This window comes from Sorangium sp. So ce302 (genome assembly GCF_051530145.1).
Lineage (GTDB): Bacteria > Myxococcota_A > Polyangia > Polyangiales > Polyangiaceae > Sorangium > Sorangium cellulosum_B.
This window is the reverse complement of sequence record NZ_CP150326.1, coordinates 961242-979490: the sequence shown is the minus strand read 5'-3', so window position 1 is coordinate 979490 and position 18249 is coordinate 961242. Positions and strand designations below refer to the sequence as shown.

At 72.7% G+C, this 18249-nt stretch carries 13 protein-coding genes; 8 read left to right on the top strand and 5 right to left on the bottom strand.

Annotated features, from left to right (window positions below; genetic code table 11):
- Positions 1-14: 14 nt before the first annotated feature.
- On the bottom strand, positions 15-929 hold the full coding sequence (locus WME73_RS03680; protein WP_437744180.1) for a LysR family transcriptional regulator: 915 nt from the start codon (positions 927-929) through the stop codon (positions 15-17).
- Positions 930-1022: 93 nt separating this feature from the next.
- Between WME73_RS03680 and WME73_RS03675 the strand changes: the two genes are divergently transcribed.
- Positions 1023-1895, top strand: coding sequence for an oxidoreductase (locus WME73_RS03675; protein WP_437744179.1), 873 nt, complete (start codon positions 1023-1025; stop codon positions 1893-1895).
- Positions 1896-2078: 183 nt separating this feature from the next.
- Entirely contained in the window at positions 2079-2315 is a 237-nt protein-coding gene (locus tag WME73_RS03670; RefSeq protein WP_437914737.1) for a hypothetical protein, read from the top strand.
- Between the two features lie 38 nt (positions 2316-2353).
- On the opposite strand, the gene WME73_RS03665 is transcribed toward WME73_RS03670, so the two are convergent.
- On the bottom strand, positions 2354-2821 hold the full coding sequence (locus WME73_RS03665; protein WP_437917345.1) for a hypothetical protein: 468 nt from the start codon (positions 2819-2821) through the stop codon (positions 2354-2356).
- A gap of 73 nt (positions 2822-2894) precedes the next feature.
- Here WME73_RS03665 and WME73_RS03660 point away from each other — a divergent pair, with 73 nt between their 5' ends.
- The gene (locus WME73_RS03660; RefSeq protein WP_437914736.1) at positions 2895-6893 is read left to right on the top strand and encodes a protein kinase domain-containing protein; all 3999 of its coding nucleotides are present in this window, start codon (positions 2895-2897) and stop codon (positions 6891-6893) included.
- Positions 6894-6922: 29 nt separating this feature from the next.
- Positions 6923-8356, top strand: a complete 1434-nt coding sequence (locus WME73_RS03655) for a sigma 54-interacting transcriptional regulator (protein ID WP_437914735.1) — start codon at positions 6923-6925, stop codon at positions 8354-8356.
- A 22-nt stretch (positions 8357-8378) separates the two neighbouring features.
- Here the strand turns inward: WME73_RS03655 and WME73_RS03650 are convergent, their stop codons facing one another.
- The gene (locus WME73_RS03650) at positions 8379-8777 is read right to left on the bottom strand and encodes a hypothetical protein (protein ID WP_437864768.1); all 399 of its coding nucleotides are present in this window, start codon (positions 8775-8777) and stop codon (positions 8379-8381) included.
- A gap of 485 nt (positions 8778-9262) precedes the next feature.
- Between WME73_RS03650 and WME73_RS03645 the strand changes: the two genes are divergently transcribed.
- Both WME73_RS03645 and WME73_RS03640 read left to right on the top strand, forming a co-directional pair.
- The gene (locus WME73_RS03645; protein WP_437744175.1) at positions 9263-9829 is read left to right on the top strand and encodes a hypothetical protein; all 567 of its coding nucleotides are present in this window, start codon (positions 9263-9265) and stop codon (positions 9827-9829) included.
- Positions 9830-9945: 116 nt separating this feature from the next.
- Positions 9946-10602, top strand: coding sequence for a hypothetical protein (locus WME73_RS03640; RefSeq protein ID WP_437914734.1), 657 nt, complete (start codon positions 9946-9948; stop codon positions 10600-10602).
- Between the two features lie 91 nt (positions 10603-10693).
- On the opposite strand, the gene WME73_RS03635 is transcribed toward WME73_RS03640, so the two are convergent.
- Positions 10694-13279: an SUMF1/EgtB/PvdO family nonheme iron enzyme gene (locus tag WME73_RS03635; RefSeq protein ID WP_437914733.1), complete on the bottom strand. Its 2586-nt coding sequence runs from the start codon at positions 13277-13279 to the stop codon at positions 10694-10696.
- A gap of 240 nt (positions 13280-13519) precedes the next feature.
- On the opposite strand from WME73_RS03635, the gene WME73_RS03630 reads away from it, so the two are divergent.
- Positions 13520-14395 (top strand): ATP-grasp domain-containing protein, encoded by an 876-nt coding sequence (locus WME73_RS03630; RefSeq protein WP_437744172.1) that lies wholly within the window; start codon positions 13520-13522, stop codon positions 14393-14395.
- Positions 14396-14532: 137 nt separating this feature from the next.
- On the opposite strand, the gene WME73_RS03625 is transcribed toward WME73_RS03630, so the two are convergent.
- Positions 14533-16068, bottom strand: coding sequence for a hypothetical protein (locus tag WME73_RS03625; RefSeq protein WP_437914732.1), 1536 nt, complete (start codon positions 16066-16068; stop codon positions 14533-14535).
- Between the two features lie 546 nt (positions 16069-16614).
- Here WME73_RS03625 and astD point away from each other — a divergent pair.
- On the top strand, positions 16615-18084 hold the full coding sequence (gene astD / locus WME73_RS03620; RefSeq protein ID WP_437914731.1) for a succinylglutamate-semialdehyde dehydrogenase: 1470 nt from the start codon (positions 16615-16617) through the stop codon (positions 18082-18084).
- The last annotated feature ends 165 nt before the right edge of the window (positions 18085-18249 follow it).

Below are 18249 nucleotides of genomic sequence, written 5' to 3'. Positions count from 1 at the left end.
CTCGGTGACATCCCTCAACCGCCGCGCCGCCCGCGGCTCCCGCGCCTGCGCAGGAAGTCGATGAACGCCGAGAGCTTGGGCGGCACGTGCGCCCGGCTCGGGTAGTAAAGGAAGTACCCCGGGAAGGGCGGACAGAAGCCCTCGAGGACGCGGGCGAGGCGCTTGCCGTGGAGCTCGTCCCGCACCGTCGCCTCCAGGACGTAGGCGAGCCCGATGCCGTCGACCGCGGCGCGGACCATGAGATCGGGATCGTTGCACACGAGAGGACCGCTCACCGCGATGTCGAAGTCCTTCCCGTTCTCGGTGAACTCCCACCTGTAGACGTTCTGGCTCGTGATCTGCCGGTAGTTGATGCACGCGTGCGCGTGCAGGTCGCGCGGGTGCTTTGGCTTCGCGCGCGCTGAAAGATACGCCGGCGACCCCACGACGGCGATGCGCTGGTCCTCGCTGATACGGACCGCGATCATCTCGCTGTCGAGCGTCTCGCCGAGGCGGATGCCCGCGTCGAACCCTTGCGCGACGATATCCGCGAGCCCGTCCTCGATCGCCACGTCGACGCGGATCTCCGGGTAGGCCGCGACGAACGCCGCGAGCACCGGCTCGATCACCTGCCGGCACGCGATCCTCGGGACGTTCAGCCGCAGCGTCCCGGCGGGCCTTTCGCGCAGCTCGTCGAGCGCCTCGAACGAGGCGCGGACCTCGGCGAGCGCGGGCCGGAGCCGCTCGAGGAAGCGGGCGCCGGCCTCGGTCAGGCCCACGCTGCGCGTCGTGCGCTGGAGGAGCCGCACGCCGAGCCGCCGCTCGAGCCCGGTGATCGTCTGGCTCACCGCCGAGGGCGTCACGCGCAGCTCCGCCGCCGCTCGGGTGAAGCTCCGCTTCTCGGCCACGACGAGGAGCACCGACAGGCCCGCCAGGTCGTCCTGGATCATGAAGCGCAGCTTAACATCCCGTGCAGATTCACCCCGTTCTTCGGCGCAGCGCCGCGGCGTAGGCTCCCCGTCGAAGGCAGAGGAGAGAGACCCATGAGCACTGCAAACAGCGGATCCAGGATCTGGTTCATCACCGGCGCGTCCTCGGGCTTCGGCCGCGCGATCGCCGAGGAGGCGCTCCGGCGTGGCGACTCGGTCGTGGCGGCGGCGCGCGGCGAGGGCGCGCTCGCGGGCCTCGCGGCCGAGGCGCCAGGGCGCGTCGAGGTCGTGAAGCTGGACGTCACGAAGCCGGACGACATCCGCAGCGGCGTCGCGGCGGCGCTCGCGCGCTTTGGCCGGATCGACGTGCTCGTGAACAACGCGGGCTACAGCCTGGTCGGCGCGGTCGAGGAGACCAGCGAGGAGGAGCTCCGCGCCGCGATGGAGGCGATGTTCTTCGGCGCCGTGGCGCTCACCCGCGAGGTGCTGCCGCACATGCGCGGCCGCGAGAGCGGCGCGATCGTCCAGATCACGAGCATGGGCGGCCTCACGACGGGGCCCGGCTTCGGCGCCTACTGCGCCGCGAAGCACGCGCTCGAGGGGCTCTCGGAGTGCATGGCCGCCGAGCTCGCGCCGCTCGGCGTCCGCGTCCTCATCGTCGAGCCGGGCGCGTTCCGCACGCGCCTCTTCGGGGGCGCCTTCCGGTCGATGCCGGCGCTCGACGCCTACGCGCCCACCGTCGGCGCGACGCGCGCGTACGCGGCCGGGTCCGACGGATCGCAGCCGGGCGATCCAGCGAAGGCGGCGCGCGCGATCGTCGATGCGATCGGCCTCGACCCGATGCCGCTCCGCCTGCCGCTCGGCGCCGACGCGGTGAGCGGCATCCGCGCGAAGCTCGCCCGCGTCGCGGCCGACGTCGACCGTACCGAGGCGATCGCGCTCGACACCACGGTGGACGCCGCGGCGGGCAGCGCGGAAACTTCCTAGCCCATCGCAATCCTCTCCAGTCGCAATTTTCTCGACTGGCGAGTTTTCGCTTCCACCAGGATCAGCCCCGCCATCCGCTGGAATTCACGCCGGTCAAGGTACGTGATTCGTACCTGGAAACGTCGCTGATCCACGATTCGCCACGTGCTCCTCGGCGAGTCTGCTCCTCGCCTCCCTCGCCTCGTGTTCAAGAGATGCCCCGATCCGCTCACCTTCCTGGACGGCACCAAGGCGACCTCGAAGGCCGACTGGGCCTGCCGCAGGAAGGAGGTCAGCCTCCTCGCCGCGGTGGAGTACTGGAACAAGCTCGTCGACCGGTTCCTCAAGGGACAGTCCGTGAGCACGGCGGACCTGTTCACCGAGAGCTTCACGTTCGACGCGGCCAAGTGGCAGGACGGGGACATTCCCACGCTGAATTAGAGCGCTTCAGGCTGGCGCCCTCGCCTCGGGCCCGCGCGTCACTTCACGCCGGCGCGCCGCAGCACCTCGGCGCGCTCGGCGTCGGTCGGCTCGCGCTGGCAATCCTTCCCGGCGCTCTGCAGGACATCGAGCTGGCGGACGAGATCCTGGGGATCCACGCTCAGGCATCCTTCCTCGAACTCGGAGCACTCGGCGACCGAGAGCGCGGTCCCCGCGACATAGCGGCAATCGGGATCCCCGGGTGGGTACCTCAGGAAGGTGGAGGCGTTCGTGACGAGACACGCCGCGTCCGACGGCGTGTTCGCCTTCTTGCAGCGCGCGGCGGCGATGCGCGCCATCCGGTCCAGCTCGGCCGCCGGATACATGGGTATCCGGGGGCGGGCGGGCTCGGCGCTCGAGGCGCCCGCGGCCCGCGGGCCCGCGGCGGGCTGCGGCGCTCCGGAGCACGCGCCCGCGAGGAGCGCGCATGCGCCGGCGAGGACGAGCAACAACCCCCCAGGCATCATCACGCGAGACGTATCATATCCGCCTCATCACCCGCAATCGAGCCGCCCCGGACCGGAGGCTCGCTGGCCCGACGTGGATCGGGTCGCCGCCCTTGCGGCGGCGGCGAGCGAGGAGGCAAGCTCCTCCTCGATGCTCCCGGACAGCGTGATCGACGGCCGCTTCGAGGTGAACGCGCTGGCCGGCGCCGGAGGGATGGGGACGGTCTACCGGGCCCGCGACCGGGCGAGCGGCGCGACCGTGGCGCTCAAGCTGCTGCGCGAGGCCGACGCGCACTCGGCGGCGCGCTTCGTCCACGAGGCGCACATGCTCTCGGGCCTCGAGCACCCGCACATCGTGCGCTACGTGACCCACGGGACGGCGCCGTCGGGTCAGCCGTACCTCGTGATGGAGTGGCTCGCGGGGGAGACGCTCTCGGAGCGCCTTCTGCGCGGAGCGCTGCGCCTCGAGGAGGCGCTCGCCGTCGTGCGCGCCGCGGCCGGAGCGCTCGGGACGGCGCACGCGCGCGGGATCGTCCACCGCGACGTCAAGCCGAGCAACCTGTTCCTCGTGGATGGCTCGATCGAGCGCGTGAAGGTGCTCGATTTCGGGATCGCGCGCCTGCACGCGGCGGCGACGCGGCTGACGCAGACGGGCAACGTGCTCGGCACGCCCGGGTACATGGCGCCGGAGCAGGCGCGGGGGGACCACGCGCTGCTCGACGCGCGCGCCGACGTCTTCTCGCTCGGCTGCGTGCTGTTCGAGTGCCTGACCGGGCTGCCGGCGTTCCACGGGCAGCACGTGATGGCGCTGCTCGCCAAGCTGCTGATGGAGGAGCCGCCGCGCCTGCGGGAGCTGCGGCCCGAGATGCCCGCGGAGCTCGATCACCTGGTGGCGCGGATGCTGGCCAAGGAGCCGGCCGCGCGGCCGGGCGAGGGCGCCGCGGTGGCGCAGCTCCTCGACGGGATCAGGGACGCGAGCGGCGGCGCGACCCCGGCGGATCGGAGCGTCGCGCCGATCACCGGGGACGAGAAGCGGCTGATCTCGATCGTGGCGATCCAGCCGGTCCGCGAGCGGCCGAGCCCCTTGCAGGAGACCGTGCCGCTCAGCGCGGTGTCCCTCGACGCGCTCGCGCAGGTGCGGTGCGTCGCGGCCCCGCTGGGCGCGCGGGTGGAGCAGCTCTGCGACGGGACGGTGGTGGCGACGGTGACCGGCGCGGGCAGCGCGACCGACGCGGCCTCGCTCGCGGCCCGCTGCGCGCTGCGGATCCACGCGACCCTGCCGACGGGCGCGTGGAACGTCGCGCTGGTGACGGGCCGGGCCGAGGACACGGGGCGCATACCGCTCGGCGAGGTGCTGGAGCGGGCGGCCTCGCTGTTCGAGGCGCCCTCGCGGGCCGGCCGCGCGGACGGGCGCGAGGAGCGCCACGAGGGCGTCCAGATCGACGCGATCACGATGGCGTTGCTCGACATGCGCTTCGACGTGCTGGAGCAAGGGGGAGCGCTCTGGCTGCTGGCGGAGCGCGAGGTCGGCGAGGCGGCGCGCAAGCTGCTCGGCAGGCCGAGCCCCTACGTGGGCCGCGACCGCGAGCTGCGCGGCCTCCTCCAGACCGTCGAGGGGAGCTTCGAGGATCGGCAGGCCGCGGTGGCGCTGGTGACTGCGGCGGCGGGGATGGGCAAGTCGCGCCTGCGCCACGAGCTCTTGGAGCTGCTGAAGCGGCGCTACCCTGCCATGGACCTCGGCGTGGGCCGCGGCGACTCCATCGGCGCGGGCTCGGCGTTCGCGATGCTGGCCGGGGCGCTGCGCAACGCGCTCGGGATCGCGGCGGGCGAGGCCGCCCCGGCGCGCCGCGAGAAGCTCGAGCGAGCCGCGTGCCGCCTCCTCGCCGAGGCCGATCGCCCGCGGGTGGCGGCGTTCCTCGGAGAGCTGATCGGCGCGCCGTTCCCGGACGATGACCGGCCGCTCCTGCGAGCGGCGCGTCAGAGCCCGGCGCTCATGGCGGAGCGCGTCGAGCAGGCGTACCTCGATCATGCGCGCGCGGTGACGGACGCGCAGCCCATGCTGGTGGTGCTGGAAGACCTGCACTGGGGGGACGCACCCTCGGTGCGGATCTTCGATCGGGCGCTGCGTGAGCTCTGCGATCGGCCGTTCGTGGTCGTCGCCTTCGCGCGGCCCGAGGTCCACGACCTCTTCCCCCGGCTCTGGGTGGAGCGGGGGCGCTCGGAGATCCAGCTGCGCCCCCTGCCCGCCCGGGCCGCCGAGCTGCTCGTGCGGAGCGCGCTCGGCGAGGCGATCGACGCGCAGACCGCCGCCACCATCGTGGCGCAGGCCGACGGGAACGCGTTCTACCTCGAGGAGCTGATCCGGGCGGTCGCCGAGGGGCGGGGCGGCGCGCTGCCGGAGACGGTGCTGGGGATGGTGGAGGCGCGGCTCGCGGCGCTGGGGTCGGAGGAGCGGCGGCTGCTCCGGGCCGCGAGCGTCTTTGGCGAGGTGTGCTGGACCTGGGGCGTGCGCGCGCTCTCGGGCTCCCCGGCGCCCGGCGCGCGGGAGAACGACGCCTGGGCCGAGCTCTTCGAGCGCGAGATCCTCGAGCGCCGTCGGACGCCGTGCTTCGCGGGCCAGGAGGAGATCGCGTTCCGGCACGCGCTCCTGCGGGAGGGCGCCTACGCCATGCTCACCGACCGCGACAGGCGCGTCGGGCACAGGCTCGCGGGGGAATGGCTCCTCCAGGCGGGCGAGCAGGATCCGATGGTGCTGGCCGAGCATTTCGAGCGCGGCGGGGAGACGGCGCGGGCGGCGGGGTTCTACCTGCAGGCGGCCGACAAGGCGCGGCTCGCGGCCGATGTGCCGGCGGTGCTCGCGCGCGCCCGGCGGGGTATCGCCTGCGAGCCCGCGGGGGAGGTGCTGGCCGAGCTCCATATCCTGCTGTCGGAGCTGCTGTTCCACCTCGACGACCTGGCGCAGTCCTGCGCGCACGCGCTCGCTGCGCTGGAGAGCTTGTCGCCAGGCAGCGAGCACCACGGGAGGGCCCTGGCGATCGCGCTCCTCGGCGCGGTCTACGCGGGTGACCGGCAGGCCGCCCGCGACCTGATCCAGCGCGCGCCCCCCGCGGATCTCCCCGTCGATCCCCGGCTGGTGCTGGTCACCTGGACCCCCATCACCTTCCACGCCGTGCTCTGGGAGGGGATGCCCGACCTGGCGCGGCGCTACCTGCACAGGATCGAGCAGGACGTCGCGCCGATCGCGGGGGATGATCACATCGCCTGGGCCGCGATCGACATGGTGCGGGCGTGGTGGTGCGCCCACGCCGAGCGAGATGCATGGGGAGCGCTCCAGCGGTGCCGCACCGCGAAGGAGCACATCGAGGCCCTCGGCGATCGCTTCCACATCATGATGGTGCGGCTGTATGCGGCCCAGAACGAGCTGAGGCTCGGCGCTTTCGAGCTCGCCGAGCAGGCCTTCGACGCGCTGCTCGCGGTGGAGCACGCGCCGGCCTACGTCGCGCTGACGGCGCTCTCGTTCCGGATCATGGGGCTGCTGGAGCAGCGGCGGGTCACGGAAGCGCAGGAGCAGGCCGGCACGATGCTCCGCAGAGCCTCGGCCTCCAGCGGGTTCTCTTACACGACGCAGGCGCGCCTGCTCCTCTCGGAATGCCGCCTCGAGCGAGGGGATCTCGCCGGGGCGGAGGAGGAGGTGCGCGCCGTCGGGGATGCCGCCAGGCTGGTGCCCTTCTTTCAGTCCGTGCGCCTCTCGCTGCTCGCCGAGATCCGGCTCCGGCAGGGGCGGGCGGCGGAGGCCGCCGCGCTGGCCCGCGAGGCGTTCGCCCTGGAGCGGTCGACCGCGTGTCTCTTTGTGCTGCGGCAGGAGGTGGTCCCCGCGCTGCTGGCCGAGGCGCTCCACGAGAGCGGCGAGGTCGAGGCGGCCCGTGAGGTCCTCCGCGAGGCGCGCGCCGAGCTGCTCGCCCGCGCCGACAAGATCGCGGATCCCGCCTACCGGCGGAGTTTTCTGGAGGACATCAACGCGCACGTACGCACGCTGGCGCTCGCGCGCGCGTGGCTCGAGACGCGAGCAGACGGGGGCGGCGCGACGAGGTAAAACCAGCCGCAGTGAACAGGGAGAGAACCGTGGCCGCCGCGAAGTCCACCCGGAACGATGTACAGGGCGCCCTGGAGCTCGCGGTGTTCGCCGGGGGCCGCGTGACGCGGCACCCGCTGCCTGCCGAGGGCCGGGTGTCGCTCGGCCGGTCGCCGGAGAACGACGTCCCGATCGACGACAGCTCCGTCTCGCGCCGGCACGCGATCATCCACCTCGGCCCGCCCATCGCGATCGAGGACCTCGGGAGCGCGAACGGGACCCGCCTCCGCCGCGAGCGAAGCGCCGGGCCGACGACCAAGCTCCTGGAGCTCCAGCCCGAGCAGGGCAAGACGATGGAGCTCGCGGTCGGGGACGCGGTGAACCTCGGCTCGACGCTGATCGTGATCCTGCCGCGCGAGGGCGCCGCGAGCGCGGCGCCGGGCCAGGGGCCGGGCCAGCCCATCGTGCTCGACCCGGCCATGGAGCGGCTCTACGCGCTGGCCGAGCGCGTGGCCGGCGCGCCGATCACCGTGCTCTTGCTCGGCGAGACGGGCGCCGGCAAGGAGGTGCTGGCCGAGCACATCCACCGGCGCTCGCCGCGCGCGCAGGGGCCCTTCGTGCGGCTCAACTGCGCGGCGCTCTCGGAGTCGCTCCTCGAGAGCGAGCTGTTCGGCCACGAGCGGGGCGCGTTCACGAGCGCGGTCCAGGCGAAGCCGGGCCTCCTGGAGACGGCCGAGAAGGGCACGGTGCTGCTCGACGAGGTGGGCGAGCTGCCGCCCAGCATCCAGGTGAAGCTCCTGCGCGTGCTCGAGGAACGGAAGGTGATGCGCGTCGGGGGCCTGAGCCCGCGGCCCATCGACGTGCGCTTCCTCTCGGCGACGAACCGCGATCTTGCCGCCGAGGTGAAGCGGGGCGCTTTCCGGGAGGATCTGTTCTTCCGGCTGAACGGCATCGCGCTGACGATCCCGCCGCTCCGGGCGCGCATCGCCGAGATCGCGCCGCTCGCGCGCGCGATCGCCGACCGGACCGCGAGCGCCGTCGGGCGCCCGGCGCCGGCGTTCGCCCCCGAGACGCTCGCCGCGCTGGAGGCGCACCGCTGGCCCGGCAACATCCGCGAGCTGCGCAACGTCATCGAGCGCGCGGTCGTGCTCTCCGGCGGGGACACGCTGCTCCCGGAGCACCTCCTGCTCGACGCCGCCGCCGCGCTGCCGCCCTCCGAGGCGCGCCCCGCGGCGGCGCCCGCCGAGGCGCGCCCCGCGGCGGTGCCCGCCGAGGCCACCGCGCCCCCCCCGGCCGAGGGCGGGGGCGGCCTGCGGGGCGAGCTCGACGCGATCGAGCGGCGGCGGATCGTCGACGCGCTGGAGCAGTGCGCGGGGAACCAGACGCAGGCCGCGGCGCTCCTCGGCATGCCCCGCCGCACCTTCGTGGCCCGGCTGAGCGCCTACGGCATCCCGCGGCCGCGCAAGGGCAAGGCCACGCGCTGACGCGCGCCGGGGGCGCAGCGCCTCACTTCGTGCCGAGGAGCTTCAGCAGCTCTGCCCGCTCGGAGTCGGTCGGCTCGCGATTGCAGTCCTTGCCGGCGTTCTGCAGGGCCGCGAGCTGGTGGTCGAGATCCTTCGCGTCCACGCTCTGGCAGCCCTCCTCGAAATCGGAGCACTCGGCGACGGACAGCGCGGTCCCCGACACGTAACGGCAATCCGGGTCCTCGGGCCGGTATTTGAGGAATGGTGTGGCCTCGGTGAGGAGACACGCCGAGTCCGAGGACGCATTCGCCTTCTTGCAACGCGCGGACGCGACGCGGGCCACCCTGCGCAGCTCTTCCAAGGGGTAGCGGCGGCTCCGGGGACCGGCAGGGCCCGCCGCGGCGGTGTCGCCGGCCGGGGCCGCCGGCTGAGCGACGGCCACTACCGGGGCACCGCTTCCCAGGCGCTCCGGCGTCGAGGGCGGCGAAGAGGAGGCGCACCCACAGGCGAGAAACGCGGCAACTGTGATGAGATGAGTTCCCCCAACCTTCATGGGCGACATATATCACACCTTGTCTCGCACTTTCAATGCAGAGCTCACCCGCCGAGCGCCGACCCCACGCATCAAGTGTGAGCAAATATTTACAGCTTCAACATCCTGTCGGACGGCGAGGTGAGGTCCACACTCGGGAAGGCTGATTGAGGATGCGCCGCGCGGCGCTCGCGCAAGCGCCGCTCGCGCAGGTCTTGCTCAAGTCGAGCGAGGGTGACCCGACCTGCGGCGCCGCGACGCGAGAGCGCCTCGGATCCTGCACGGATCCTCGTTTCCTCGCGGTGGCACGACGCCTGCTGAAAGGCCAATCGCCGCGCGCAGCGCCGCTATCTCGGCAGGAGAGCGCGCAGGCACACCTCGAAGGGAGCTCTATCATGATGCGTGCGCTGTTCGCTTCGCTGTCCTTCTCGTTGCTCGCTGGCTGCGCCGTGACGCCCGCTGGAGAGTCGGCCGCAGAGGATCTCGCCTCGCCGGACGCGGTCGAGCAGTCGGCGGCCAGCGACGCTGTCGCCTTCTCCTCGGCGGTGACGTTTCATTCGGAGACGCCGTTCTACGTCCCGCCGCGCGTCGGTGGTGATGCCGACTTCGGCGGTCACGGGCCGCGCACCACGCTGGAAGTGGAGCTCCACGTCTTCAATGGCAACGAGGTCTGGGCGTCCGTCCATATCGACGCCATCGAGACGAAGAGCGACTGGACGCGCGCCGAGGGGACCGGCTGGTTCCACCTCTACACCGCGCCCCGCGAGATCACCGGGATCCTCGGCCCCACGTACTTCGAGCACGAGTACCTCGACACGAACCACGCCCACGACCTCTTCTCGTTCTCCACCGGCAGCCTGGTCTCGCTGCTCGACTATGTCGGCGACACGAAGGGCAACGAGGCGGGGACCAGGACCGGCGTCCAGGTCTTCTTCCAGCCGATCACCGTGGGTCTCCTGTGAACCCCCGGCGCGAGCGCGCGCCCGGCGAGGTCCGCCCCTCCGGAGGTCGCGCTCGCGCCGGACAAACCGGCCAACATTTCGAGGTTCCACGCACGAGACGAGGAGTTCATCAAGCCATGAACATTGGTTCAAGCACGGGCGAGCTGGGTGTCACGCGGGGATACGTCTTGCCCACGGGGTCGGATCAGCCGGACCAAACGCAGATCCCCATCGACTCGAAGCTCCGCTTCATCGAGACGAGCACCGGGAACCCGCTCCTCCACTTGGCCGTGACGGGCATGACACCCCCCGGCGGGTACACCGCGAAGACCGAGTACTGGTCGAGGCTCGCCCCCATCAAGTCGAGGTTGATCACCCTGGTCTCGTTCGGGTTCACGAACCGCCCGGGAGCGCCGGATTACCCCAAGGAGTTCCGGGACTGGCTCGTCGGGGGCAGCGTCCTCGCGACGGGCCAGGAGGCGTCGGCGCAGCAGTGGACTCAGGGCATCTACCAGCCGACCTCTCCGGCCAGCGCGCTCTACTGGGCCGTCGATCCGGACGGGCCGCTCGGGCGCCGGATCGGCCTCCTCGTGGAGCTCGGCAGCGCCGGCGAGCTGCGCAACGCGATCTGGTACAAGATGGATCGGCCCCAGAACGGCCTCATCTTCCAGAGCACCCCGAGCAAGGTGAACTTCACGCAGGTGTTCGTGGGGGATACGCCGTCGATCGATCCGCGCCACATCGACCCTCAGGGCGCCTGGCACCACTATCATGGCGTGATGAGGCCCGCGTGAGCGGCCCGCGCGCTTGACGCCTCGCCCGGGGGCGCCGCCCCAGGCGCGCCCGGGCAGGCCTCCAGCGCAGGGAGGCGGAGCGCTGCGCCGCTCACCCCGGCGCCGGGCGCGCCAGCCGGAACCCGATCCCCCCGAAGCGATCCCCGGGCTTGCCCGCGAAGCGCCCCGCCGCCCGGCAGAGGTTCGGCGACGTCGACCACGCGCCGCCCCGCGCCGCGCGGAAATCCGCGTCGCCGTCGTCCGCCGGATCGAGCAGCACGACCCCCGCTTCGGTCCGGGCCCCCTCGCGCTTCCACGCGTTGATGCACCAGTCGCGCACGTTGCCCGCCGCGCCGCGCAGGCCATAAGGGCTCTCGTCCTGCGGGAAGTCGTCGACGGGCCGCCGGCCGGCGACGCCCTCGTGGCTGCCCAGCATGCAACCCCAGGTCGGCTCCAGGAAATCACCCCAGGGCATGCACCGGCCGTCGACGCCCCGCGCCGCCTTCTCCCATTCGAGCTCGTTCAGGAGGCGCCACGGCGCGCCCGTCCCGGCGGCGTACCACGCCGCATAACGCATCGCCGCCCGCCAGTGGACGAACGCGACGGGCATCCTCGGCTCCTCCTGGACGTCGGTCTGGATGCACCCGAGCCGGAAGCGGCCGTCGTCTCCCCGCTCGAACCGGAGCGAGTCCGGGCTCGATCCCGAGGCGGCGCGGCCGAGCGAGAGGCGCGGGCAACACTCGAGGGCCTCGGCTTCCCGCCCGCTCGCGACGAGCGCGTTGAGGAAGCGGAGGTACTCGGCGTTGGTGACCGGGTGCCTCCGGACGATGAAGCCGTCACACCAGAGCCGCGTCCGCGGGAGGCTGTCCCCCGCGTCCGGATCGCCGCCGGCGAGGAACCAGCCGGCCGGCACGTAGAGGTCGTCCTCGCCGAGCTCGCCGAGGCGAAGGAGGCGCACCGGGTGGGCCCCTTCCCCGCCTGGCCGGACGCCGTCCCAGCGCCGCCCGCGCTCGATGAGCACGGGATACCACGCGTCGTGGTACCCCGGCGCGCGCAGCGTGAGGAGGTAGCTGCCGCGCGGGAGCGCCAGTTCGAGCAGGGGCGTCGGGCCGAGCTCGCGCGCGAGCTCGGGCACGAGCCTCCGGTCGCGCTCGACGTAGCGGTGGAGGGAGACCTGCGCCCCCGCGGGAACGGTCGCCAGCGTGAGCGCCCCGTCGCCGGCGAGCAGCACCGCGTGGCGCCCGCGGTCGTGCTGCCGGAGGAGCGCCTCGGCGCGCGCCGCGCCCCGCGGATCCCGCGCCTCCTCGGCCTGGGCGAGCTCCTCGGCGTAGTGATCGGCCAGCGCCTCGTGCGCCTCGCGGAGATCCGGCGCCTCGTTCAGCGCCGAGCGGAGGACCTGCATCCACTCGACCTGGCCGAGCGACGCCTCCCGCTCCAGGCGCTCCGCCTCGTCCTCGAGCCGCCACCCGCGCGCCTTCTGCTCGGCCGGATCGAACGAGCTCAGGCCGTCGAGGATCGCCCGCGCCTCGTCGCGCAGCGCCCGGGCGCGCGCCCGGGTCGCCTCGATCTCCGGCCGGATCGCGCGGGCATGGTCCACGATCGCGAGCGCGCGCTCGCGCCGCCGCGCGCCGTCGAGCCAGCTCCTGACGTCGGCCGCGAGCGCGGCCGCGTCCGGGTGGCGAGCCTCCGGGGCGAGCGCCATCGCGCGGGCGCAGATCGCCGCGAGCTCCGCGGGCACCTCGTGGGGGGCGCTCGCCTCGACCGGCCTGAGCCCGCCGGTGAGGAGCGCGCCCCAGACCGCCGCGGGCTGGCCGCCGTAGGGGTGGCGCCCGGCGAGGATCTCGTAGAGCACGACGCCGAGCGCGTAGACGTCGCTCGCCGCGCCGAGGCGATCGCCCTCGCCTCGCGCCTGCTCCGGGGCCATGTAGAGCAGCGTGCCCAGCACCTCGCCGGGCTGCGTGAGCGGGGCCGCCTCGATCACGTCCGCCGCGCCCGCGGCCCCGGGCGAGGCGCGCAGCGGCGCGGAGGGCCGCGCGAGGCCCCAGTCCATCACCAGGACCTCGCCGAACTCGCCGATCATCACGTTGGCGGGCTTGAGGTCGCGGTGCATCACGCCTCGGCTGTGCGCGTACGCCACGGCCTCGCAGACGCGGAGGAACGTGTCGACCGCCCGCCGCAGCGCGACGGGCGAGAGGCTCCCGCCGCCGGCCGCGTACGCCTCGGCGATCACCTCGCCGAGCGTGCGCCCGCGGACCTCCTTCATCGTGAACCACAGCCGCCCGTCGGCGAGCTCGCCGCACTCGTGCACGGGAACGATCCCGGGGTGCTGGAGCGCCGCGGTCAGGCGCGCCTCGGCGAGGAAGCGGGCGCGATCGGGCGTCGCGTCGCGCGTCTCGGCCGACTGGATCTTCATCGCGAGCACGCGCCCCAGGATGCGATCGCGCACGCGGCGCACCTCGCCCATGCCCCCGCGCCCGATGCAGCCGAGGTCCTCGTAGCGCTCCTCCGCGGACAGGCGCTCGGGGGCCGTGACGGAGATGGGCGGCAGCTCGGGGGCCGTGGCGCCCGGGGTCTCGCGCAGCCTGAACGTGACGTCCGACGCCGCGCCGGCCGGCGGCGCGCTACCCGCCTCGGTCGAGGCGGGCGCGCCGCATGCGGGCTGCGTCAGCGCCATCCCCTCGCGCTCGCTGAGGCTCATGCGTCGTCCACTCCGCGGATCGCGCCGGGGAGCTCCCCAGGGCCGAGGTCCGAGCCGACTCTATCGTCCGGGCGCGCTGGGCTCAACCCGACAGGCGCTGAAAGACCCGATTTTCGCCCCCGTTGAGTCTATCCTCTCGCAAGCGATCGCTCTTCGCAAGACTGGTTCTTCGCGAACGTGGATCCACCTTGTCCGCCGCGCCGACCCGGACCCGGGCGCGGCGGCACCCAGGAGGACTCCATGAGCGACGTCACCATCCTCTTCGGAAGACCCCATGTCCCTCAGTTCGCCGAGGATCGCTTCGAGATCGACGTGCTGGCCGCCGAGGAGCTCGGCATCGAGTCCTATGCGATCCCGCTCGATCCCGTCGTGAATGGCGAGCCGGAGCGCGCGTTGCGCCGGCTGCCGAGGCCCCGGCACCGGACGTGGCTCTACCGGGGATGGATGTTGAGCGAAGAAGAATACACGGGCCTGTACGAGGCCATGCAGGACCGCGGCGAGGAGCTCGTCGTCGATCCGGAGAGCTTCGCCGAGGCGATGTACATGCCCAATTACGTCCCGCTGCTCGGCGACAAGACGGCGCCCACGCGGTGGACCGAAGGCGAAGACATCCGGGAAGCGTGGGAGGTGGCCCTGGAGCTCGGGCCGCCGCCGTGGGTGGTCAAGGACCACGTGAAATCGGTCAAGGAGCTCTGGCATCGTGCGTGCTTTGTGCCCGAGGGCGCCACGTACGACGATTTCGCCGAGGTGTGCGAGAAGATCCTGGAGCTCCGCGGGGACCGCTTCGAGCGGGGGTTCGTCGTGAGAAAGTACCTCGACCTCGCGACGCTGCCCGGCTGGGCGCCCGGCCAGCGCCGCGTGACCGACGAGCACCGCCTCGTGTTCTGGGAGGGGCGGCTCGTGGCGCACGCGCCGTACTACGACGTGGACTCCACGCTCGATCTTCCGGAGCAATTCGCCCATCTCGGGCAGGTCATCGGCTCCCCGTTCTTCACGGCGGACGTGGCCCGGCTCGAGCGCGGTGGAACTACGGTGATCGAGATCAACGACGGCGGCTGTTCGGTCTTCCCCGAGCAGATGGATCCGCGCGACTTCTACGGGGCGGTGCTGGGCTGAGGCGCCGTGAGGGTGGCAGGCGCGAGGCTCTCCGGGTCTGAAGGCGGCGGCGCGGAGCTCGCTGCCCATCCAAGGTCCTGCCGGGGGTGAGGACGACCCAGCGAGCCAGGTACACCAGGGTGATGAGCGCCGGCAGCCTAGCCGCGCAGCGCGGCCGTGGCCTGGGGCCGAAGCGCGGCGGGGCGCGGGCGCTTGGCCATCTCGGCCTTCTTCGGCACGGACGGCCTCGCATCGGCTCTCCAGGGCTGGAACCGCTCGTCCTTCCACATCACGAGGCCGCCCGACAGGGGCGCCTCGGGACCCGCATCGTCCTCGGACCGCAACCAGACGAGCGGGCGCGCCTCGAAGACGGGCTGCGTGCACGCGATGTCCTCGAACGCCGCGGACCAGGAGCCGGTGTTCCCGAAGAACACCCCGCCTTCCCAGCTCCCCTCCGGGTTGTGGGTGTGCCCGAAGATCACGGCCTTGGCGCCGTGCGCCCTGGCCACGGACCGCGCCGCCCGGTTCACGCCCTGCCAGACGGCGTCGAGCGTGGGCTTCGGGACCGTGCACTCGTACGCGACGAGGAGCGTCGGCGCGAGCAACGCCGCCGCCGCGAGCCCCCCCGGCATCCAGCACAGGCACGCGAGCGCCGCGAGGATCCCGACCGCCGCGAGCCCGAGGCGATCCAGCCAGAGCTCGCGCGCCACGCGGCCGAGGCAGTCCTCGGCCGGCCGCGCGAACAGCCGCGCGTGCTTGACCACGGCGGGGAAAGGCGCGCCCGTCTCGCGGGCGGCCGCGGCGAGGTCCGCGCGCCGGAGCGCCCGGCGGCTCGGGTCGCGCCGGCGCACGAGCTCGATCATCGTGCGCAGCGCGCCCACGCCGAAGGCGAGCACGAGGGAGCGGCCAGAGAACAGGTAGTACCGCGTCCAGTGAGAGAGATAGCCGAAGCCGGAGAGCATGAACGACGAGTCGACGTGCGGGTTGAAGTACCCCATCCGCGACACGAGCAGGCGGCTCACGAGCGAGCCCATCGTCGGCTGGATCTCCCCCGGATTCCGGCCGAATGGCGCCATCGGGTAGCGATAAGAGCAGTACGAGTCGTACTGATTGCCGTGCTCGACGATGACGCCGTCGTGCGTGCGGTGGAACCAGGCGCGGAAGACCACCCGCGCCGCGAGCGCCGCGCGGAGGTCCTCGGTCGATCCCGCCGGAAGGCCGCCGTCCCGGGTGGCGAGCTCGTGCATGGCCGCGTCCACGACGCTCCGCTGCACCGCCTCGCGCACCTCGGGCAGCGTGAGCTGGATGTCGTGGTTGCCCGCCACGAAGACCGCGGTGTGCCCGTCCGCGACGATCCGGCCGACGGCCGCGACGAACACCGGGTGATCGCGCAGGATGGCCTCCATCGCCGGCACGGCGTGCTCGGCGGTGCGCGGCAGGTCGTGGACCACGCTCTCGTTGCCGATCACCCGAGGCGCATCCAGGTCGAAGATGTCGCCGTTCAGGACCAGCGTCAGCTCGTCGCGCTCCGCGCCGGGCCCTCCGGAGCTGCCCGTCCCCTTCCGGACCTCTCCCCGGAGCGCGTCGAGCATCACCGCAATCTCCCCGTCCGGGGAGTACGGCGCCTGCCGATAGCGCATCCAGAGACCGTCGGACGGCTCGAGCTCACATAGATGGATGTCTGAGATAGCCACCGTGTGATGCATCGGCGGGAAAACTGACATGAGCACGTCTCCACGCCAGCCACAGGACCGTCAAGACTTGGTGTCACCGGGCGTGGAGAGCGCCCTGCTGCAGTGCGCCCGGAGCGTGATCCAACGCGCAATCACGCTCAGCACACCTGTTCGCCACGGTGCATCCCCGTGAATGTCGCGCGCCCGCCGCGAGCGGACTCGGAACGGTCGAGCACGAGGCGCATTGAGATCTCGGCTCCTGGATTCTCACCAAGAGAGCAACTGGCCGAGCGGCCCCCTCTGGTTGGGGCTCAGTCGCGCCGGAACACATGATGTTGTGGTCCCCCCCTGACGCGGCGAAGCCCTGGCGAGCTCGGCGAGCGGCCCCATCTTTCCTGGGCGGTCGCCGGCGCGATGTTCCGCCCGGGGGCGCGCGAGCCCTGGGGGCGCCGGCCTCTGGTACGATGCACCCTGGCGGAGCGAGGTGGACGCAAACCATACTGGCTGGACGGACTGTTGAGCCCGTGTGGTGTTCCGCGGGGGGAGCTCCGCGACAGAGAGGTGACCATGTCGACGCATTTCATCGACGGCAGCTGGGTGACCGGCGCGGGCGAGCCGTTCGCGAGCCGGAACCCCGTGACACAGGCGGTCGTCTTCGAGGGGCGCGCCGCGAGCGAGGAGCAGGTCGACGCGGCCGTGACGGCGGCGCGCGGCGCGTTCGCTGCGTGGCGCGATCGCGGCCTGGAGGAGCGGGCGGCGCTGGTGAAGCGGTTCGCCGGCCTCCTGGGCGAGCACAAGCCCCGGCTCGCGGACGTGATCGGGCTGGAGACGGGCAAGCCGCGCTGGGAGGCGCTCACCGAGGTCCAGACGATGATCGGCAAGATCGACGTGTCGCTGATGGCCTGGCGCGAACGGACGGGCGAGCGCCAGGCCGAGGCGGGCGACGCGACGGCCGTGGTGCGCCATCGGCCGCACGGCGTGGTCGCCGTGCTCGGGCCCTACAACTTCCCGGGCCACCTGCCGAACGGCCACATCGTCCCGGCCCTGATCGCGGGCAATTGCGTGGTGTTCAAGCCCTCGGAGCTCACGCCGAGGGTCGCGGAGGGGACCGCGCGGCTCTGGGAGGAGGCGGGGATCCCGGCCGGGGTGCTCAACCTGGTCCAGGGGGGGAGGCGCACCGGCGTCGCGCTCGCCGGTCACCCGGGCATCGACGGCCTCTTCTTCACGGGCAGCTCCGGCACGGGCAACGCGCTGCACCGGCAGCTGGCGGGCCAACCGGAGAAGATCCTCGCCCTGGAGATGGGCGGCAACAACCCGCTCATCGTCCAGGACGTCGCGAACACCGAGGCGGCGATCCACCATATCCTTCAGTCGTCCTTCATCTCGGCGGGCCAGCGGTGTACGTGCGCGCGGCGGCTGCTCGTGCCGGCGACGCCGGAGGGCGACGCGCTGTTGGCGCGCCTGGTCGACGCGGCGTCCCGGCTCAAGGTGGGCAGGTACGACGACGCAGAGCAGCCGTTCATGGGCGCGGTGATCTCGCTCGCGGCGGCGGATCGGCTGCTCGCGGCGCAGGCGCGGCTGGTCTCGCTCGGCGGCGAGGTGCTTCTGGAGATGCGCCGGCTCGAGGAGGGAACCGCGCTGCTCTCGCCCGGCATCCTCGATGTGTCGGCGATCAAGGAGCTACCGGACGAGGAGCATTTCGGGCCGCTCGTGCAGGTGCAGCGCTACGGGAGCTTCGATGAGGCGCTCTCGCTGGCCAACCGCACGCGTTATGGGCTCGCGGCCGGGTTGATCTCGGATCGCAGGGAGCTCTATGAGCGGTTCTGGCGGGAATCCCGGGCGGGGATCGTCAACTGGAACAAACCGCTGACGGGGGCGTCGAGCGCCGCGCCGTTCGGTGGGGTCGGGAGCAGCGGGAACCACCGGCCCAGCGCGTATTACGCGGCGGACTACTGCGCATATCCGGTCGCGGGGCTGGAGGCGACGGCGGTGGCGCTGCCTGGACAGCTGGCGCCGGGGATGCGGCTCAACAACTAGAACCTGGACCAGAGCGCAACGGCCGCCGGGGAGAGGGGAGGGGGCGCGCGGGGGCGAGGGGGGCCCTTCCCGCGGACTCGCGCCTTGTGGTGGCTATGGCCGGCTGTGCGGGAGAGGAAGATCTGGGGGGACTGGCTGCGGAGCGGGCCGGCGCTCGGATCCGCG